We start from the raw sequence: 20,849 nt of genomic DNA on the forward strand, positions 1-20,849 counted from the left end.
GAGAGCTGGTATGAAAACTTCGTTAAATATATTGTCACTTTTTATATTAATTGTTGCACTATTTGCGGCGTGTAAGCCCAGGAAAATGATTACTCAGGCGTCTCCGGTACCTGTTGCTACTCCTCCCGTTCAGGAAGCACCTGAGCAAGCTCCTATTGCAGAATCTGATTCAGACAAAGACGGCACTCCAGATTCCAAAGATAATTGCCCGAGCAACGCAGGCTCCTCGGAAAATAATGGGTGCCCCGAGATTACAGCTGCGGCGCCATCGTTTAATTATAAAAATATTCTATTTGAGTTCAACTCTGCAGTTCTCAAAACGACCTCTTATTTAACTCTCGACGAAATCGCAAGGGAGATGAAAAAGTATTCTGGGATGAAGTTTAGTTTGAATGGTCATTCGTCAGCAGAAGGTACGGAAACCAGAAATATGACTCTATCAATAGACCGCTCTACTGCTGTAAAAAGTTATTTAGTTTCAGCCGGTATTAACGGTCGGAACCTCGAAGCTAAAGGCTTTGGTGAATCCTTGCCAATTAATACAAATGATACTGAAAGCGCCAGGCAGCAAAATCGCCGGGTTGAAATAAAGAAAGACAACTAATCGCTTTAACCTCGATAACATATTCGTTGATATAGCCTTCGATTTTGACGCTTTATCCATATATTTTTTAGCAATCAACCAGCTCAACCGATTTATTTAAATCTTCATCAGAAATTCATGTTGGCACATCAATTTTATATTATTCAAAGTATAAAAGATGATATCATTGGTATTACCTCTCGAAAATGTTCAAGCCATCAGTAAGAAAAGAAGCAGGAAGCTCCGTTTATCTGAAGATATGCTTGTAGTGGGCTTAAAGAACAATGATAGTTCGGCAATGTCTGCCCTCTATCGAATGTATTCCGACTCCCTTTATAAAGTAATTTCAACCATAGTAGTTATTGAAGAGGTCGCACAGGATCTTTTGCAGGAAACTTTTATTAAGATCTGGAAATCATTTGGAATGTATGACTCTAGTAAGGGACGATTATATACATGGATGGCAAGGCTTGCGCGAAACGTCTCTATTGATTATCTAAGAAGCGCTAACCATAAGAATTCTTCAGTTTGTGAAGATCTTGCAGAGGTAGGTCAGCAGGTGGATATGACTTTCCAAACTAATTATAATCCGGAGCTTATAGGGGTCAAAGACATGACAAAGATTCTTAGCAATGATCAAAAATCTGCTCTGGAACTGGTATATTTCAAGGGCTATACTCACGTACAGGCAGCAGAAGAGCTTAATATCACACTTGGTATTTTGCGTTCAAGACTCCAATCATCAATCACGGAATTGAGGAAAGTTTATGCTTAGCTACCAATTACGAAACTCTGTACATGGAATAGCTCATGGTTTGGTGGATGTTTAGGTAGGAAGGGCTCAGATCGAGCCTTTCCGTTTTTGTCAGGTGTTGGATATTTTCATCATTTTGCAGTCGAAGGGTTTCTTATGCTATTGGTTTCATCTTCCAATTCCCAAAATTGAGAAACGCTTTCCCCAATTGAGGCATCGAATCCCACTTGATTTGACTTCTTTTTTAAAAAACCTGCTCGAATGGCTTTCAGTTAAGCCTTTAAGTTTGGTGTGGCATTTGAATATAATAATAGGCACAGTTGGAGAGGATACTGACCTTTTAGAATAAAAACAGAAATGAAATGAGAAAGGGATTATTTTTAATAGTATTCGCGGTATGTTTACTTTTTAGTGATGGAATTCTAGCGCAATCAGCGAATATGTCAATTAATTTGTTGGACGCACTATCTTTTACTGTAAATGAGCCAATATTCAACGTAAAAAATAATTCAAAAAATAAAAACGACAATCTCATCCGGGCAATTGCGAGCGATCACATTAGCGTAGTAAGTTCAAAAGGGTATGTGGTTAAGGCCATATCCGGTCAACAAAACGGTTCCGGGCCAGGAATTGAGGGTCTTGTCCAAGTTAGCTCTTTAATTGGCACAACGAATAGAGGGAATACGGAAGGTTTAATATTGAAATCTGATGTCGTTTTACCGCCGGCCAATGGCTCCCCTGCGACAGTTATTACCGCATCGAACTCCTCCTGGAACGGAGCCTACTCGGCCAATAAATTTAACATAGCTTATAAAATCGGAAACAAATTCGCTTACATCGATAAAAATGCAGCTCCAAGTATGATCCCTGTCATATTTAGCGTAATACAACCATAGGGTTATATGTTTGATATTAATTGTCTGTCGGTTAAATATTTCCGACCTTATTAACAAATATCATTAATATGAGGTCCGTATGGCTCATGTAACTTAACGAATAAGCAGCCGTAAACCCTAATAAACCGCGTATTTAATTGTTAAATGAGCTCTTAATGAAGCCTTTGTTTATATTTACTTTATGAAGAAATTACTTTGCATGTTACTCGCAGTTGCACTCGTTGCTTCTCATTATGAGCTTTGGGCTCAGGCGGGAATGACTGTTAGTCCCGGGAAGCTTTATTTCAAACTTTCACCGGGCGCTTCTGCTACCCAAAAGATCGTGGTGAGTAACCCTAATAATAAAGAATTAGAGATAGGGGTTTCTATGAATGATTGGAACTATGATACTTTAGGGAATAACCAAACCTATGATGCAGGCATCTTAAAAAGTTCTGGTGCAGCTTGGGTCCAGGTTATGCCAGGATCGTATTTTACGCTCCAACCTAACGAAAAACGTGAACTTGATATCATATTTACTGTCCCGGCGGATGCCAATACGTCAATTCCTGTTCACACAGCAATGCTATTCTTAACTCAATTGAATCCTGGAGATGCAAAAGCTGCGGATGGAACCTCCATTAAGGTTAGTGTGAGAATGGGGGTTAAAATTTATCATGCATTTTCTCAGGTCGAAGAAAAGGATATTGAGGTTGTCAATTTTACAGATATACTTCCAGTATTGGAAGATAAGATAACAGGCGGCTTTCTGGAATTGAATCTTCAAAATACAGGTAAAATGTGGCTCGAAGGTAAAGTGAAATGGGAAATACTGAATACACAGACGGGTGCCAGGACAAAACTTGATGATCAGGATATTTTTTCCTTACCGGGAGATAAACGTATTGTCAGACAGGCATTGCCGTCAAACATGGCAAAAGGAAAATACACTGCTACAGCGGTGATAAATTACGGCAACAAGGATGAACTGAAGCTGGTTGAATTAGAATTTGCCCGTTAATGATAAAAATAAGCCCCTATAATTTCCAATTCATGAAGTCGCTTATTTTGACACTAACATGTTTACTTGCGAGTATTTTACCTCAGTATGGGTTTAGCCAAACCACCTTGAATAGCTGTATGGGTGCGACAATAAATTCTTATTATAGCAACCAACCTGTTTTTTTAGATTACAATGCACAAATGGCGGGTACTACAGTAACGGATGCTGTAAGCCTCCAATACACCCCTAACCAGGCTGACTGTACGGGCTGGAGCCTGAAGGTGAGGGCTAATGGAAATTTCATCAGCGGCAGCAACTCTGTGTTGCCCCAATATTTCGCCTTACGTTTTAACCGGGTAGCTTCCGGATCTCCTACAGCTGCTCAAATTGGTGTTACCAACAATTCAATCGCACTAGCCTATTCTGATGTGGCTCTGATAGATCAGTCCAACGCTGGCTTCACCCCGTATGCAGGAACCGAACATAAATTTGATATGATTATCTCAGGTGGAAATCACCTGCTTGTTCCTAACGGTACGTACATAGCCAGTTTGACATTCACTTTATATAATCAAAATAACGAGGTTGTCTCCACTAAAATCCAGGACGTATCCTTTCAAATAAACTCCAGTTCCAATAGTTATACCATGGTGCTACAGAATTCAGCAAATGTGGTTGATTTGGTCTTCAATACGCTGGACAACTATCAAAGCGGGGTGTCGGTTACTAAAACGCGAGGCCTAAAAATCACAGGTTATAGCGGCTATCAGGTCATAATCAAAACGAGCGGGTCTAATCTCGAAAATAATGCGGTGACCATTCCCGTTGCGGCAGTCAATGTTGAAACAACGAAGGTCACTGCCACGAAAGGTGCTGTAATTAATACATACGTACGTGCACTTTCATCTGCCGACCAGATAATAATTAATAATCCTGTATCTCACCCAACTCATCAGGTTACCGAATACACACTCAGATATTATACAGCACCAAATGATTCAAGGCTTACAGGAAAATCTGGAACGTTTAATACCAGAGTTTTATTCATTGCAATACCTCTTTAATTTGCTTCCTGGCTAACAGTAGTGTCTACCTTTGGATTTTGGAAAGAGATCATAAATATCATCAATGCAGACCGCAAATCTACCCTCGCCTGAGAGGAAAATATAAGTCTGCAATGCCCTTCAAATGGTTCTACTTACTTTTAGTCTTATTTTGTTCAGCAACTATTTCCCGTGCTCAGGATTCCCGAATATTATTCCAGCCTTCGGTAACGGCTATCAATGCCTCGAATGAAGAACTGGTAGACCTTACTGTGAAGATCGTTAATAAAACAAGCACCGCTCTTACAGGAATAGTTGAGGTTAATATTCCTGTATCACTTAATTTAATAAGCAAAAATAAAATACCAGTTTCAGTTTTGGCGGGTGACAGCTTGTTTGTGCCAGTGAAAATATTTGTAACTAAACGTGCAGCATCGGGAAAGGATCACCTCATCCGTATTCTACTTGCCGCTCCGGGGAACACTATTCTGGCTACTGCGGAGACCACATTAAGGGTTTATATAAAACGGAATGTGAATATGTTTGCACTGGTATCTAACATACTTCTAGACCCGACATCAGATTCAATCAAGATCCCTATCAGGGTGAGCAATCCCGGAAATACTGCTCAAAAAATCACGTTGATTAATCGATATCCTTCCATTTTTCAGGATGATGCATTTCATACAACCAACCAGTTTATCATCCAGCCATCAGCGGATACTCTGATTACATTTGTCAAGCCTGTGATAAAGAAAATGCTAAATTCCGAAAGTTTTGATGTGACGTTCAGTGCCCTTTATGATAATGGCGACATATTTGGTATGGCATATATTAAGGTGCAGAGTGCACGAAATGAGCGAGCATATCGGGACGAGTCGCTCGGAGATTCTTATAATCTAAATAGTATAACGATAAGTTCCCAAAGTATGTTTTCCCCGAATCAATCCTATTTGGTGACAGGCCGGGGAAATCTTGAACTGCCAAAAGGAATGCTTGGGTATAATCTCGATCTGACAACCTGGAAGAATTCATATTCACCTCCGATGGCCAGAAATACTTTCCTGAGTTATGAAAACCAGAAATTTGGGTTTGTGGCCGGGAATATCAACAAAAATCTAGATTTAAATCTAAGCGGCCGGGGGGCAAGCTTTAGCATAAGCGATACATCTTCGAATAACTCCTACGAAGCGGGATACATGGACGGAAATTCAAATCTTCTCGGCAATAAAGAAAATACTTTTTTCCCTGTTGGAAATGCCAGTTGGGGTACTTTTACACATACCGCTAAAAAATGGGAATTTGCGTCATCAGCTATTTATGAGCTAAACCCTGTTTTGAATTCGAGAAGTGCTGTGCTGAGTAATAATTTCACATTGTCAAACATAAAGGACCTACGGGCAACAGCGTCATTTAGCGGAGGTTACACCATGGAGTATGAAAATGGCAATAGAAGGGAGCCGAGCCTTGCAGGGGGTTTGAGTATCAATGGAATGCTGAAAAAGCTAGTGATCAATAGCCAGAATTATTATAGTTCTGGATATTACCCGGGTATCAGAAGAGGAGCGATATCGTTTGCCGAAAGAATTACATGGTTACGCGAGGCTTCGAATATTTGGGCAGGTGTAGATTACAATCATTACGCGCCTAAATTCCTTTCTCTTTTTCAGTCTTTCCTCCCAAATTTCAGCACGATTAGGGCTGAGATCGGTATGTCAGGTACCATTTTTGAAAAACTTAATATTTCTATAGCTCCGGTTTATACAAAAGAATCAAACAATTCTTTCAGATTTAAATCTCTACCCGAAGAGCAGCATTCATTGGAGGCGTGGAACGTCAACAATTCTTTTAATTATCCGATTTCCAGCAATCAATATTTGTCTGTTAATACCGAAACAGGACTTTACAGATCTTCTTTTGATCCATTAAAGCGTTTGCATTTCAGATCTAATCTTAATTACAGAAGTGGAATGTTCAACCTAAGTTCTACTGTACAGATTGGTACTTTTTATATCGGAGAAGCAGCAAATAATTTTCTTAGAAATGTAAACTCGCCCAAGTTGATAAATATTATTCCATCAATCCAGAAAAGTTTTTTCCGCAACAAGCTCCGTACTGAAACTGGGCTTGCTTTCATAAATAGTAGTGCCTTTGGCAATAGTTACTATGTAACAGGGCGGGCTGAATTTGACTTTACTGCCAAAACTGCTATCTACTCATCAATCAATCATAATCGTTATGGAGAATATAATCTGAGTATCCTTGAAATGGGCGTGTCACAAAAGCTTTCCTTGCCGAAGATTGGTGCTAAGATTAGTGATCTGGAGGTATTCGTATATAGGGATATCAACCAAAATAATGTATTTGATGAAGGAGATGCAAAAGCCAGTGGCCACCTTTTGTATATTAACAATGTAGCTTTTATTACCAGCCCCGCCGGTATTGTGGATTATACAAAACTTCCAATTGAAAATTACAGGATCTCACTCACCAATATTAAAGGATGGTATGCGGGTGACCAAATTATAATGCTGGATCAAAAAAAGAAACGTGTTGAAATAGCGCTGAAAAGAACAGGCACTCTTCGTGGAACATTAAAATTCAATTTCAATGAGTTTAGTTATGAAATCAATCAGAATCTACAGGGCATAGCAGTAATTGCCACAGATGAAAATAATGTAAAGCATATCACTAAAACTAATTCTGAAGGGCAGTATGTTTTCTATCTTCCGATTGGACGGTATTCTGTTAATGTGGACAACAGTAACCTGCCTTCCGAAGTCGAAGTTGAAAAGAAACCTGACAGTTTCCAGCTCAACTCTGAAAATCCTCAAATTGTCAACATCCTCCTAGTGGTTAAAGCAAGGAAAATTGAAACCAAAAAGTTTATATCGCCGAATTCACGTCCGGGTAATTAATTCACCCGCAGATATAAAAGCCAATTAAATATATCAAGTTTAAATATTACTTCGTTCAATAATGAGGCCCATCCTCTATTAGAAACACGAATCTAATTTCTTGTAACCTTTTTAAATTTGGTTCGTATAACTTTTAATGTTTATATTTATTATAAGTTAAATTCGATGAGGTCAATTCTACTTTGCATTACATTATTATTGTTTGGGCTTCTTTCAAAGGCGCAAACGAACATGCCTTCGTTGAATATTACCCTCACTGACGTTCAAAGTGTAACATTCAATAACTCTTCTTCAAATCAAGCTGCAGTAGCGAATAGTCAAATTATCCAAAATGCCGGACTGAATGTTTTCAGTAGTTCCACTTCACAAATCAAAAAAATTAGTTCAGAAAATTCAGAATACGAAAGGCTTTACAAAGAATTTTATGCTGAAAAAAGCAATATTGGTCAATCATTCTCCACAGATATTTATAGTGTAGCATTGAATAGCCCTTCCGGAAAGATCCGTAAGAGTGCAAAAACTCCCAATTTGGTAATTTACCAGATCGACCCGCGATAAATCTTCCATCATCCTTCCAAATTATTCATTCAAGTTTATTAACAGGCCCGGTTTGTTAATGAAAATTTTTTCTTCCAGGAACTTGTAATAAGCAAGGGGTCCTTCCGTTGTAAAAACATATCTTTTTAATACAATACTGCGCTTTTCAACGAGTTTTTCTTGTGTACCCCAAATAAATCGATTTTGAATCCTATCCCTGACTTGTATTAATAAAAAATAAAACAGAGTTTTATAATTCAGCATTTACTGCTTTGAAGATATTATTGATCATCTTTTTAGTCATTGCTTTCCGCAATTTGAGTGCTCAGGAGGCTATTTCAATGAAGCATACAGAACCTTTCAAACCTGGAAAGGTTGAAAGTTTTCTACATGATCTTCATATCACCAATGATTATGTAATTTCTTTCAGACTGACGCTTGCGGATAACGTCAACGAAAAATCAGATTACTTTGTGTTATTGAGGAAGGGCAAGAACCTTGCTGCATTCAGTTACATAGGCAGGTCGGGAAAATTAGAGCCATTAAATTTAACTATTGAATCGCTGCAGCTCGTATGGGATACGTTCCTGCAGAATGATCTTTTTTCAATGCAAAATGAAAGCGAGATTCCTGTATTTTGTCTTGAGAAGTACCGTATATATAATTCATATACCTATGAGTTCGTACTTCTCAATAAAGGTAAGATGAAGAAGTTGTCATACTATGACCCGGAATACTATGAAAATGCCTGTTATGGAATGGTTGAAAGAACGAAGATAATTAACAGTGTTGGGGTTATTTCTTATGTTTTAACCAAAGTGGAACGATCGAAACCTTGAGCATTCAGGCTTCGTAAAAGATCACCAATTGAATTTAGTCTTGTATATTTATTAAAAAAAATAATTTTAGCAAAAGAGCGTATTGTATAATTGTAATTCATTTTTTAATACATCTGGAGTGGTAGGAGAGACTATTATCGATATTTTAGTAAAGTGATATTGATGGCCGCTTGTACTCTCCCAAATAGCGCCTCTGGTGCAACTGTATTCTTATTAACCGCTTTATATAAATGGAATTAAAGTCTGACATTTTAGAAACAGATTCAACCAGTCTTAATGGCCATGGTGATCTAGAACATGAGACCCTTGATTTAAAAAAACTTTTGAACGTTCTTTCGCAGGTCAAGAATGGAAATCTCAGTATAAGGATGCCTGTTACACAAGCAGGTATCAATGGGAGGATATGTGAAGTCCTGAATGACATCATTGACATTAACCAGCGTCTTGTAACAGAGATTTCCTCAGCAGAAATTGTAATAGGAAAAAAAGGAAATTTAAGCAAGAGGATAGCCATGCCTGAGGCCAAAGGAGAATGGGCGAAAGGCGTTAACTCGCTGAATGACCTTATAACTGATCTGACTTCGCCTGCTCTTGAAATTGCGGGAATGATAAACTCTGTTGCAAATGGGGATTTGTCTAAACAAATTCCACTTGAAATTAATGGTCAATCGCTGAAAGGTGAGTTTTTAAGAATGGCAAAGGAATCAAACCAGATGCTATCAAAACTTCGGTTGTTTTCCATGGAAGTTACAAGGGTTGCAAGGCAGGTAGGATCTGAAGGTAAATTAGGTGAACAAGCTAAGATTAAGGGTGTTGCAGGCGTTTGGGCAGAACTTACGGATTCAGTAAACCAGATGGCGGGTAATCTTACTGCACAGGTAAGGAACGTTGCAGCGGTTACAACCGCTGTTGCTAAGGGCGACTTATCGCGGAAGATTACAGTAGAAGCAAAGGGCGAAATTCTTGAGTTAAAGAACACGATCAATACGATGGTGGATCAGCTAAACTCATTTTCTTCTGAGGTAACAAGGGTAGCGCTCGAGGTGGGAACAGAAGGGAAGTTAGGGGGTCAGGCGAAGGTTCCGGGTGTAGCTGGTACGTGGAAAGATTTGACGGATTCGGTAAACCGGATGGCAGGCAACCTTACTTCCCAGGTGAGAAATATCGCTGGTGTAACCACAGCTGTTGCAAATGGTGACCTTTCCAAAAAGATCACGGTGGACGTAAAAGGGGAAATGCTTGAGCTGAAAAAGACGATCAATACGATGGTTGATCAGCTGAACTCTTTCGCTTCCGAGGTAACCCGGGTGGCATTGGAAGTAGGTACGGAGGGCGAACTGGGCGGTCAGGCAAAAGTAAAGGGAGTTGGAGGGGTTTGGAAAGACCTAACCGATTCAGTAAATCAAATGGGGAGTAATCTTACTGACCAGGTACGTAATATTGCAGGGGTAACAACGGCGGTGGCAAAGGGTGACTTATCCCGGAAAATCACTGTGGATGCAAAAGGAGAACTTCTTGAATTGAAAAATACTATCAATACGATGGTAGATCAGCTCAACTCTTTTTCATCAGAGGTAACCCGGGTTGCGCGTGAGGTAGGATCAGATGGGCAGTTGGGGGGACAAGCAAATGTGCCGGGAGTCGGTGGAACCTGGAAGGATCTAACCGACTCGGTGAATCAGATGGCCGGCAACCTTACAGGTCAGGTGCGGAATATAGCTGAAGTAACAACTGCGGTGGCAAAGGGAGACCTTTCTAAAAAGATTACCGTGGACGTAAAGGGGGAGATGCTGGAACTTAAAATTACTATCAACACGATGGTGGATCAGCTGAATTCTTTTGGATCTGAAGTAACGCGGGTTGCCCGGGAGGTAGGTTCAGAAGGCCAGCTGGGCGGACAGGCAAATGTGCCGGGAGTAGGCGGAACCTGGAAGGATTTGACCGATAGTGTGAATAAAATGGCGGACAACCTGACATCTCAGGTTCGTAATATTGCTGAGGTAACAACTGCGGTGGCAAAAGGGGATTTATCCCGTAAAATTACCGTGGATGCTAAAGGCGAGCTTCTTGAACTAAAAGACACGATTAATACAATGGTGGATCAGCTTCGGGGTTTTGCTTCTGAAGTAACGCGGGTTGCACGTGAAGTTGGTTCTGAAGGTCAGCTTGGAGGTCAGGCTAATGTTCCGGGAGTCGACGGTACATGGAAGGATTTGACCGATAGTGTGAATAAAATGGCAGGTAACCTCACCGCGCAATTACGGAATATTGCCGATGTTTCTATTGCGGTAGCGAATGGGGACTTATCAAAGAAAATTACAGTCGATGTTCGTGGAGAGATTCTTCAGCTGAAAGAGACAATCAATACGATGGTTGATCAGCTTCGGGGCTTTGCTTCCGAAGTAACCCGTGTGGCCCGCGAAGTAGGAACTGACGGAAATCTCGGTGGCCAGGCCTTCGTTCCTGGCGTTGCAGGTACCTGGAAAGATTTGACCGATTCTGTTAACCAGATGTCCAGTAATCTTACATCTCAGGTTCGTAACATCGCTGAAGTAACCAAGGCAGTAGCTGGTGGTGACCTTTCCAAAACGGTAATTATCGATGTTAAGGGTGAAATGATGGATTTGAAAAACACCATAAATACCATGGTGGATCAGCTGAACTCTTTTGCTTCGGAGGTGACACGGGTTGCGCGCGAGGTGGGTACTGAGGGCAAACTTGGAGGTCAGGCACAGGTGAAGGGTGTAGGTGGTACCTGGAAGGATTTAACAGATTCAGTAAACCAAATGGCATCCAACCTGACGGGACAAATACGTGGTATTTCGAAAGTAGCTACCGGCATTGCAAAGGGTAACCTAAAGCAACGGCTTTCGATTAATGCCCTTGGAGAAGTTGCTCAGCTTACAGATACCATTAATGAAATGATTGATACCCTTGCGGTTTTCGCCGATCAGGTGACTACAGTTGCCCGGGAGGTTGGAGTGCAGGGACGTTTGGGAGGGCAGGCAAGCGTGCCAGGAGCTTCTGGAACCTGGAAAGATCTGACAGAAAACGTAAATCAGCTGGCTCAAAACCTAACTACGCAGGTTCGGTCAATTTCCGAGGTTGCATCTGCTGTAACAAAGGGTGACCTTACAAGAACTATTCGGGTAGATGCTAAAGGGGAGCTTGAGGCCTTGAAGGATACGATCAATCAAATGATCGCGAATTTGAAAGATACAACTTTGAGAAATCACGAACAGGATTGGTTAAAATCAAATCTTGCTAAGTTTGCTCAGATGCTTCAGGGCCAGCGTGATAGAAATGCGGTTGCTAACAACGTACTGTCTGAACTCGCAGAATTGGTAAATGCACGTTATGGCGCATTCTATATACTTGAACAGCCTGAATCTTCGGACGAGCCAAAATTAAAGCTGATAGCAGCTTATGCTCAAAAGGGAAAAATTGAACGAAATCAGGAGTTCTTTTTAAATGAGGGATTGGTGGGGCAATGTGCATCCGACAAGGAACAGATCAGGTTGAGCAATGTTCCCGGGGAGTATTTAAAAATAACTTCCGGTATTGGAAGTGCACCGCCTTTGGACCTGGTCATTCTTCCGGTATTGTTCGAAAACAATGTGAAAGCAGTTATTGAATTGGCGTCCTTTGAAAACTTCAGCGACACGCATATCGATTTTCTGGATCAGCTGACCGAAAGTATTGCAATCGTACTTAATAATATTGAGACTAATACACGTACAGAAGAATTGTTATCACAATCACAATCGCTAGCCGGAGAATTATCGTCACAGCAGGAGGAGTTACGACGCGCGAACGATGAACTACATGATAAAGGAAGGTCTCTGGAGGAAAAGGCAGAACAACTCACTCTGACTTCCAAGTATAAATCAGAATTCCTTGCCAATATGTCGCATGAGTTAAGAACACCACTTAACAGTTTACTAATCTTAGCCCAGCAGCTTTTCGAGAATCATGAGGGAAACTTGAACGAAAAACAGATAAGTTATGCTAAAACTATTCATTCATGCGGAGACGACCTTATCCAACTTATAAACGATATTCTTGATCTTTCTAAAATTGAATCGGGTGTAATTTCAGCCGATATTATGTCGGTGGGATTCAGGGAAATTGCATCGTTCGTAGAAACCACTTTCCGCCCTATTTCAGAGGCCAAAAATCTCAATTTTGAAATTGATATTGAGGACGGATTGCCTGAAGTAATGGAAACAGATATTCAGCGTCTGAATCAGATTCTAAAGAACTTACTTTCAAATTCCTTCAAATTCACTGAAAAAGGTAGCGTGAAGCTTAGGATCTACCGGCCGGAAATTGAAAAATCGAATCCTATTCCAGGCGCCGGCGCCGTGATTGCATTCGCTATTGAAGATACCGGGATAGGTATATCTCAAACGACTCAGGGTATTATTTTCGAGGCGTTTCAACAGGCAGAAGGTTCTACCAGTCGTAAATATGGAGGAACCGGCCTGGGATTGTCAATCAGCAAGGGATTTGCCGAACTTCTGGGAGGAACAATAAACGTACAGAGCGATCTGGGCAACGGCAGTACTTTTACTCTCTTCCTGCCATTGAAATATAGCGAAGTTCCCGTACCAGCTATATTGACCGATCTAAAGGCTAAAGAAGAATTCAACCCTGCGCTTTCAAGAAACATCCAAAGCGAGCCCGTGGAGATTATCATTGATGATGACAAACTTAACATTCTTTCATCCGACAAGGTTTTACTGGTAATTGAAGATGATGTGCGCTTCATAAAAATTGTGATTGAAAGATCCCATAGCTATGGCTTGAAAGTGGTAGTTGCAACTCATTATCTTGGAATATTTGACGCGATAGCGAAATTTAACCCTGTGGCCATTACACTTGATGTTAAAATGCCAGAGTCAAATGGCTGGAAAGTTCTGAAAGCCTTAAAGAATAGCTTGCAATTCAGACATATACCGGTGCATCTCATTTCTGGTGAAGATGATAGGTCGGCAGCGTTAAAATTTGGTGCTCGCAGTTTTCACTTAAAACCCCTCTCTAATAATGCACTTGACGAGCTCATAATTGGAATAGTGAATTTCCACGAGCAAACTAATAAGCGTGTGCTTCTAATTGAGGATAACGAGGTTGAGCTTGAACATTTGTCAAAATTGCTTACAAGTGATCACGTTGCGGTCATAATTGCCACAACCGGAAAGAAAGCCATAGGTATCCTGAAAAAGGAATTTTTTGATTGTATAATTGTCGATTATACCCTCCCCGACGCTAAAGGAATGGAGATGCTTAAACAAATAAATTTATTAAAGCGCCCTCAAACGAACGTCCTTTTGCACTCTGCTCGCGACTTCACTTCAAATGAACTGATACAATTAAAAAGACTTACTTACAAACTCATAACAAAAACACCTAGTTCACACGGCGTAATTTTAGAGGAGGTTTTAAATCTTCTGCATATTGATATCAAAACGTTAAGCAATACCAAACTTGATCTCATAAGCAAAATAAGGGGAACTGAAGATATACTTGACGGAAAAACTGCTCTGGTTGTGGATGATGATGTGCGTAATCTTTTTGCCCTTACAGCCGCATTCGAACGATCCAGGTTAAATGTTATTACTGCTGAGAGCGGGCGGGATGCATTGGATATTTTGAGCAGTCAAAAAGGCATAGATATTGTGCTGATGGATATAATGATGCCTGAGATGGACGGATATGAGACCATTCAATGGATTCGTAAAGAAAGCAGAAATAAAAACTTGCCCATCATAGCTGTGACTGCTAAAGCGATGATTGGTGACAGGCAAAAATGTATAGCTTCAGGCGCATCAGATTATATTACAAAACCGGTTAAAACAGATCAGCTTTTGTCGCTAATGCGCGTATGGCTTTATTAAACTTGAAAAGAAATTGAATACGGTTAAAATTCTTCTGGTAGACGATAATGTAGACAATCTGATGTCCATGCAAGTGGTATTGGAAAAAAATGACTATGAGTTTGTAGCCGCTACATCGGGCCGGGAAGCTTTAAAAATTCTGTTAAAGGAAGACGACTTCTCTCTTATACTGCTTGATATCCGGATGCCCATCATGGATGGCTATGAAACTGCTGAAATAATATATCAGCGCGATAAGCTGAGACATATTCCCATAATCTTTATAAGCGGTCAGGACGATGAAGAAGCAGCTATATTTAAAGGGTATCTTGCAGGAGCTGTAGATTATATCCGAAAGCCTTTCAATTCTCAGATATTAAGGTCGAAGGTGGCGATTTTCGTAGAGCTATATCGCAAAAATAAAATATTAAAAGTTCAGGAGGAAAAGCTTACCCGAATCAATGATGATCTTAGAAAATTAAACCAGGAACTTGAAGATAGGGTTAAAGAGCGTACGAGAGAACTGGAAAATTTAAACCACGAGCTTAAAGATCTGAACCTTTCCAAGGATAAATTCTTGTCAGTTATATCCCATGATTTAAGGAATCCGCTTACGGCACTTTTGGCTTCTTCTGAAAGGCTGAAGACTGCTAAAAGTCAAACCCCACAGGAAACTCAACATCTGGCCACAATAATACACCGTACCTCAAATAAAATTTTAGAACAATTAAATGAGCTGGTTAACTGGGCTAAAAATCAACGGGAAAAAACTGCCTTTAATCCTGTTAGTATCCAGTTAAGACATGGAATTGATGTGTCGCTGGAGATATTGACAACCAATGCCTTCCATAAAGACGTCAAATTAGAAAATAGCATTCAGGAGCAAATATATGTTAAAGCCGATGTATTTATGCTTCGTTCGATTATTCAAAACGTGGTTATGAATAGCATTAAATATACTCCCCAAGGTGGAGTAGTAAGCGTATCTGCGACCGTTGCAGACAATATGGTTGAGATTTGCGTGATAGATACCGGAATCGGGATGAGTCAGGAGGTGCAGCAAACACTTTTTAGCAGCATCAGTCCAGTATCACTTACAGGAACTAATAATGAGCAGGGGTCAGGATTGGGACTACTACTTGTTCGCGACTTTGTGGCCCAGCACGGGGGAAAAATTCAAGTGCAGAGTGAGTTGGAAAAAGGTACCACCTTCAAATTCACGATACCCGCTGATGATGTGCCAACGCTAGCTTAGGGTATTGTAAGTTGTAAGTTATACGTAAAAAGTTGTAAGTTATATGTAATAAGTTGTAAGTTATACGTAATATGTTGTAAGTATGAATCGTACCTGATGGGCGCAAACTCCTTGGGCATAAAAAAATTTCAAGAAATTAGCAACTTGCAAGCTATAATCTAAAACTATAATTTATAACTTATTACGTATAACTTACAACTTATTCATGGTCGAAGGATTAAACTACATCACCGATGCAAAAGGCAAAGAAACTGGTATTATCCTCGATCTAGTGGCGTTCAGAAAACACAATATAAAGGCCTTTGATGTCATTAATGCATTATCAGGATTACAGGAGTTAATCGATCAGGCTAATATTGGGGACCAGAAAACCATTAACTGGAATCTTGCAAAGAAGCAACTGGAAGATCTCAAAACCAAATTAGACAAATAGAGAGCTTATTTGTAGTATATTCAATTAAAGCTTCTATTGAGATAGCTTTAATTTTCCTAATTTAGCCGCCTCATTTATATTAACAATGACTACAATATTCGATTTTGAAAAACCTATTGCCGACCTACAGCTGCAAATTGATAAAGTTAAACAGGTTGCCGATAAGACCAAGGTTGACATGTCTGCTACATTGGCAGAGTTGGAAGTAAAGATTGAATCAACACGTCAAGGTGTATATTCGAATTTAACAGGCTGGCAGAAGGTTCAGATATCACGACACCCCGAGCGTCCCTATACACTTTCCTATATTGAAATGATATGTGACGATTTTATCGAAATGCATGGTGACCGGACCGTGAAGGATGATAAAGCGATAGTAGGCGGGTTTGCTAGTATTGGTGGCGAAACTGTAATGGTTATCGGTCATCAAAAAGGTGTAAACACAAAGATGCGGCAGTATCGTAATTTCGGTATGGCGAATCCTGAAGGTTATCGTAAAGCTTTAAGATTAATGAAGCTTGCAGAAAAATTTAACAAACCAGTAATCACATTCATTGATACTCCGGGAGCATATCCTGGACTCGAAGCTGAGGAACGGGGACAGGGGGAAGCGATCGCTAGAAATTTATTTGAAATGTCAGTCTTACGGGTTCCTATTCTATGTTTTATTGTGGGCGAGGGAGCTTCAGGGGGCGCGTTAGGTATTGGTATTGGCGACAGGGTTTACATGCTGGAGCACACCTGGTACTCCGTAATTTCGCCTGAATCATGTTCTTCTATTTTATGGAGAAGCTGGGATTTCAAAGAGAAAGCGGCCGATTGTCTTAAACTTACTTCCGAGGACATGTACCGTAATAAGCTAATTGACGGAATTATACCCGAGCCCCTGGGCGGGGCGCATCATAATCCAGAGCAAATGGCAAAAGCCGTTCAGGATCGTATAGTAAAAGATCTCAAGGAGCTAAAACCCAGAGATATTGATACGGTTATTAGCGAACGCATTGATAAGTTCTGTTCTATGGGAGTCGTTGTGGAGTAGTAATACGTGCATAACGGAAAGCCCACTTTAGACAAAGAAATTTAATAATTCTACTTTACCATGGAGGGACATTTACGGAGTTTAGAAACTTACAACGTACATCGTATAACTTACAACTTACCTTAGGCCCATAAATTTACTATCCATAGCACTATACCTGGCCTGAAGTTTCTTATTTAGGTCAATCTGGCCGTTTTGAGCTGTTAGTTTCACCATTTCTGAAATTACGTACATTCCAAGTTGCATTTCACGTACATTCAGATTTTCTTTTGTTTGAGCTATTGCCGCCAGATATTGTAATTGCTCCTCAATGTAATTCGCGGTATTTAGAATCAGCTCATTTGCTTTTGCCGGTTCTTTCACTTTATAAAGCAATTCCGACATATAATACTTCCGTATAGTAAAATTTAGAGAATAATTATTGTCAGGCACAACGTCGATACACTTCAAAAGCGCTTTACGCGCTTCTGCTATTTTGCCTTGTTTAAATAGATTCTCAGCAAGAATATTAAAATGATTAATTATTGTAAAGCTCATCCGCAATGACTCCGGGTCTAAATAAGAAGCGTTTTTCATATTACCCCATTTAAACTTGGTCATCATATTATTATACATTGCATCTGTATTGGTGAGCTCCGGTTTCTCAGTAGTGGCAGAGTCGGTAACTTGCGGCTGCAGCGGGAGGAGCCGATAGGCAAAACCTTCATTATAAAGATAGCTGTCAAGTCCTATGTAATTATCCGAAGGAACGGTTATTGCGAAATAGATCGGTCGTTTCCAATCGTTGTGTGCCAGAATATCGATCAAAGCTAATTCTGTTTTCGTAACATAGTTCTTATTATAGGTCCAGTTGATGGAGGGAGCAAGCAGCTCTTTAAAAGCTTGCGGAATGGTGTTGCTGGCTACGACTTTTACAGGGTCAACAGTAATTTTGAAATTCTTTGTAGGGAGAAAATTTTCTTTTGATCCGTCCTGGTATGTAGCTTTGTCAGCATCATCCTCAGAAGTTAAAATATCGAAAAGGTTTTTCAATTCAACAGCTTCCGCAACCTGGTAATCCTGGTAGCCCATTACATCACGAACACCCTGAACGAACTTTTCATCCGCCATGGTAATCGGTAACGCGTCTGCCTCATTAACTTTCTTTTTCATCTGACGGATATACCAATCAGTGCCCAGAAGGCTAAGATTTACAACCCTTATATCCGGGCGGATATTTTCTACCTCTTGAGCATACCATAAAGGGTAGGTATCGTTATCTCCGTACGTGAAGAGAATGGCATTTGGAGCACATGATTCAAGATAATCTGCTGCCATGTCACGGGCTGTAAATTTCGACGAGCGATCGTGATCATTCCAGCCATCTTTTGCCATAAGCATCGGAGCAGCAAGTAATCCGATTACTGTAGCCAGCAAAGCGGCGGTCGGGGCTTTGATTTTTGAACGCAGATATTCTGCAATTCCGGCTACTCCAAGTCCGATCCAGATTGCAAACGCATAAAAGGATCCGGTGTATGCGTAATCCCTTTCCCTGGGCTGTAAAGGATTTTGGTTAAGATAGAGAACAATTGCCACGCCGGTAAAGAAAAACAATAAACCTACAATTCCAGCGTCCTTTTGGTTCTTCTTAAAATGCCACAGTGCGCCGATAATCCCTAATATGAACGGCAGGAAATAGTATCTGTTATATCCGCCATTCTCAATCTGGCTCTTTGGAAGATCATACTGGCCTCCTAAAAGCATATTGTCGATAAATTTAACCCCCGATAACCAATTTCCCTGAGTATAATTTCCATGACCCTGCTCATCATTTTGCCGTCCGATGAAATTCCAGGCAAAATATCGCGCGTACATAAATCCTGTTTGATAACTTATAAGGAAACCGATATTGTCAACGAAAGTGGGCGATTCGGTTTCAGTCATTCCCATCCAATCTCTGTAAGTGGCAGCGTGCTGAGGATCATCACTGTACATCCTTGGTAATATGGTATTGCGATCGTAAACCCGTTCGAATTTCTGACCAGCAGATTCATATTTTTCTTTTCCCTTGCGATAAATTATATCACCCTGCTTGCTGTCTATAGGTTTAGAGTCAAAATACTGGCCGTAAGCAAGGGGACGATCGCCATACTGCTCCCTGTTGACATAGCTTAACAAGGAAAAGGCGTTGTCAGGATCATTATTATTTAAAGTTGGGTCAGCCTTCGCCCGGATCACTATCATTGCAAAAGAGCCGTAACCGAGTATAATAAACACTACTGAAATCAATGCAAGATTCAGCACCCGGCGTTTTTCACGAATCTTCAATATGTATTCGAGTATTAGCAATATGATTGCTGAGACAATCAGGCCTCCGATACCACCGCCGATTGTCATTAGGGCGACAAATGAAGTTACAGTAGCCAGAAGATAGGATCTTTCACCGTTGATAGTGTAAAGTATGCCTGTTGTAAGAGAAGTAATAACGAGTATGCCAAAGAAAGCTACACCGGTACCAAAGCCAAGGCCAAGAGTATTAACAAAGAAAAGATCGGAGTAAGCCGCGAATTTTATGGTGTATTGAACAATGCCATATTGTATAAAAGCCAGTATTACTATCCCAGCAAGCAGACTTAACAGGGTTCCTGATGAAGTCCTGACAAGTGAACGCCTGAAATAATAAACCAGGGAGATTGCAGGAATAGCAAGCAAGTTTAGAAGGTGGACACCAATTGAAAGTCCCATAACATAAGCAATGAAAATGAGCCATCTGTCAGCGTAGGGTTCGTCGGCATGCTGATCCCATTTCAGGATCGCCCAGAAAACAACGGCAGTACATAAAGAAGAAAGGGGATAAACCTCCGCTTCCACCGCTGAGAACCAGAAGGAGTCTGAAAATGTGTATGCTAATGCACCAACAAGGCCGGAACCCATAATGGTGATCAGTTCACCCTTAGTCAGACTTACCCCTGGCTTTGCGATGACTTTTCTTGCCAATGCCGTGATTGTCCAAAACAGAAAAAGTATAGTTGCGGCACTGGCGAGTGCTGAACACATATTTATCCAAAAAGCAACGCGGCTAGTATCACCTCCGGCAAGCAGAGAAAATACCTTGCCGACCATAAGATATAAAGGTGCACCGGGTTGGTGAACTACCTGGAGCTTATACGCTGATGCAATAAATTCTCCGGAATCCCAGAAACTTGTAGTCGGTTCAAGGGTAAGTGTATATACAATTAATGCTGTAAGGAAACTTAGCCATCCTAACAAATTATTGGTTCTATTATAAGTCATAGATTTAAGATCAAAATATTGCTGCCGAAAATAGTGAATTAGACCTAGAAATCAGTAAAGGTTTAACACTAATTAACTAATCGGAGGTCGGAGGTCAGAGGTCTGAAGCCGGATGTCGGAAGTCTGAGGATTGAAGTCAGAGGTCTGAAGTCGGCAATCTGATGCAGGCAGTCTGAGGTGGAAAGTATAATTCTTCATGTGTATCTACTCATGTGAGGCAATATTTAATTCACGAGCGACCCCATGTCCGACCTCCGGCCTCCGTTTAAACAAAAATCAAACTTTCATTTGCACTTTATAGTTAATCAAGCTATATTTGCATTCCATTTCAAAAAGACCTTCTTTTTGATTTTGATTGCCCGATAGTATAATGGTAGTACAACTGTTTTTGGTGCAGTTTGTCTAGGTTCGAATCCTGGTC

At 40.5% G+C, this 20,849-nt stretch carries 13 protein-coding genes; 12 read left to right on the top strand and 1 reads right to left on the bottom strand.

The features are described 5' to 3' along the window. The first annotated feature begins 10 nt into the window (after window positions 1-10). From ACLL8Z_RS00985 to ACLL8Z_RS01040, 12 genes are all read left to right on the top strand, one after another. Window positions 11-604, top strand: coding sequence for an OmpA family protein (locus ACLL8Z_RS00985; protein WP_411272877.1), 594 nt, complete (start codon window positions 11-13; stop codon window positions 602-604). 157 nt (window positions 605-761) lie between these two features. After that, the gene (locus tag ACLL8Z_RS00990) at window positions 762-1,358 is read left to right on the top strand and encodes an RNA polymerase sigma factor (protein WP_411272878.1); all 597 of its coding nucleotides are present in this window, start codon (window positions 762-764) and stop codon (window positions 1,356-1,358) included. Between the two features lie 341 nt (window positions 1,359-1,699). Next, window positions 1,700-2,233 (top strand): hypothetical protein, encoded by a 534-nt coding sequence (locus ACLL8Z_RS00995; protein ID WP_411272879.1) that lies wholly within the window; start codon window positions 1,700-1,702, stop codon window positions 2,231-2,233. Between the two features lie 181 nt (window positions 2,234-2,414). Beyond that, window positions 2,415-3,233, top strand: a complete 819-nt coding sequence (locus ACLL8Z_RS01000; RefSeq protein ID WP_411272880.1) for a hypothetical protein — start codon at window positions 2,415-2,417, stop codon at window positions 3,231-3,233. A 119-nt stretch (window positions 3,234-3,352) separates the two neighbouring features. After that, window positions 3,353-4,279: a hypothetical protein gene (locus ACLL8Z_RS01005; protein ID WP_411272881.1), complete on the top strand. Its 927-nt coding sequence runs from the start codon at window positions 3,353-3,355 to the stop codon at window positions 4,277-4,279. 113 nt (window positions 4,280-4,392) lie between these two features. Next, window positions 4,393-7,176, top strand: coding sequence for a hypothetical protein (locus ACLL8Z_RS01010; protein WP_411272882.1), 2,784 nt, complete (start codon window positions 4,393-4,395; stop codon window positions 7,174-7,176). Window positions 7,177-7,341: 165 nt separating this feature from the next. Next, window positions 7,342-7,734, top strand: coding sequence for a hypothetical protein (locus tag ACLL8Z_RS01015; RefSeq protein ID WP_411272883.1), 393 nt, complete (start codon window positions 7,342-7,344; stop codon window positions 7,732-7,734). A gap of 251 nt (window positions 7,735-7,985) precedes the next feature. Further along, window positions 7,986-8,552, top strand: coding sequence for a hypothetical protein (locus tag ACLL8Z_RS01020; protein ID WP_411272884.1), 567 nt, complete (start codon window positions 7,986-7,988; stop codon window positions 8,550-8,552). 230 nt (window positions 8,553-8,782) lie between these two features. Then, window positions 8,783-14,449 (top strand): HAMP domain-containing protein, encoded by a 5,667-nt coding sequence (locus ACLL8Z_RS01025; protein WP_411272885.1) that lies wholly within the window; start codon window positions 8,783-8,785, stop codon window positions 14,447-14,449. 13 nt (window positions 14,450-14,462) lie between these two features. Beyond that, a complete protein-coding gene (locus ACLL8Z_RS01030; protein WP_411272886.1) occupies window positions 14,463-15,683 on the top strand; it encodes a response regulator in 1,221 nt (406 codons plus the stop codon). A 205-nt stretch (window positions 15,684-15,888) separates the two neighbouring features. Continuing rightward, a complete protein-coding gene (locus ACLL8Z_RS01035; protein ID WP_411272887.1) occupies window positions 15,889-16,116 on the top strand; it encodes a hypothetical protein in 228 nt (75 codons plus the stop codon). Window positions 16,117-16,201: 85 nt separating this feature from the next. Next, window positions 16,202-17,155 (top strand): acetyl-CoA carboxylase carboxyltransferase subunit alpha, encoded by a 954-nt coding sequence (locus tag ACLL8Z_RS01040; protein WP_411272888.1) that lies wholly within the window; start codon window positions 16,202-16,204, stop codon window positions 17,153-17,155. A 117-nt stretch (window positions 17,156-17,272) separates the two neighbouring features. On the opposite strand, the gene ACLL8Z_RS01045 is transcribed toward ACLL8Z_RS01040, so the two are convergent. Next, complete coding sequence (locus ACLL8Z_RS01045; RefSeq protein ID WP_411272889.1) at window positions 17,273-20,428, bottom strand: DUF2723 domain-containing protein; 3,156 nt, start codon at window positions 20,426-20,428, stop codon at window positions 17,273-17,275. Between the last annotated feature and the right edge of the window lie 421 nt (window positions 20,429-20,849).

Origin of the sequence: Daejeonella sp., from assembly GCF_046590655.1 — a bacterium.
GTDB lineage: Bacteria > Bacteroidota > Bacteroidia > Sphingobacteriales > Sphingobacteriaceae > Daejeonella.

Bases quoted from the DNA above. Each gene is read 5' to 3' on its own strand.
- ACLL8Z_RS00985 (WP_411272877.1), top strand. From the start codon at position 11: ATGAAAACTTCGTTAAATATATTGTCACTTTTTATATTAATTGTTGCA.
- ACLL8Z_RS00990 (WP_411272878.1), top strand. From the start codon at position 762: ATGATATCATTGGTATTACCTCTCGAAAATGTTCAAGCCATCAGTAAG.
- ACLL8Z_RS00995 (WP_411272879.1), top strand. From the start codon at position 1,700: ATGAGAAAGGGATTATTTTTAATAGTATTCGCGGTATGTTTACTTTTT.
- ACLL8Z_RS01000 (WP_411272880.1), top strand. From the start codon at position 2,415: ATGAAGAAATTACTTTGCATGTTACTCGCAGTTGCACTCGTTGCTTCT.
- ACLL8Z_RS01005 (WP_411272881.1), top strand. From the start codon at position 3,353: ATGGGTGCGACAATAAATTCTTATTATAGCAACCAACCTGTTTTTTTA.
- ACLL8Z_RS01010 (WP_411272882.1), top strand. From the start codon at position 4,393: ATGCCCTTCAAATGGTTCTACTTACTTTTAGTCTTATTTTGTTCAGCA.
- ACLL8Z_RS01015 (WP_411272883.1), top strand. From the start codon at position 7,342: ATGAGGTCAATTCTACTTTGCATTACATTATTATTGTTTGGGCTTCTT.
- ACLL8Z_RS01025 (WP_411272885.1), top strand. From the start codon at position 8,783: ATGGAATTAAAGTCTGACATTTTAGAAACAGATTCAACCAGTCTTAAT.
- ACLL8Z_RS01035 (WP_411272887.1), top strand. From the start codon at position 15,889: ATGGTCGAAGGATTAAACTACATCACCGATGCAAAAGGCAAAGAAACT.
- ACLL8Z_RS01040 (WP_411272888.1), top strand. From the start codon at position 16,202: ATGACTACAATATTCGATTTTGAAAAACCTATTGCCGACCTACAGCTG.
- ACLL8Z_RS01045 (WP_411272889.1), bottom strand. From the start codon at position 20,428: ATGACTTATAATAGAACCAATAATTTGTTAGGATGGCTAAGTTTCCTT.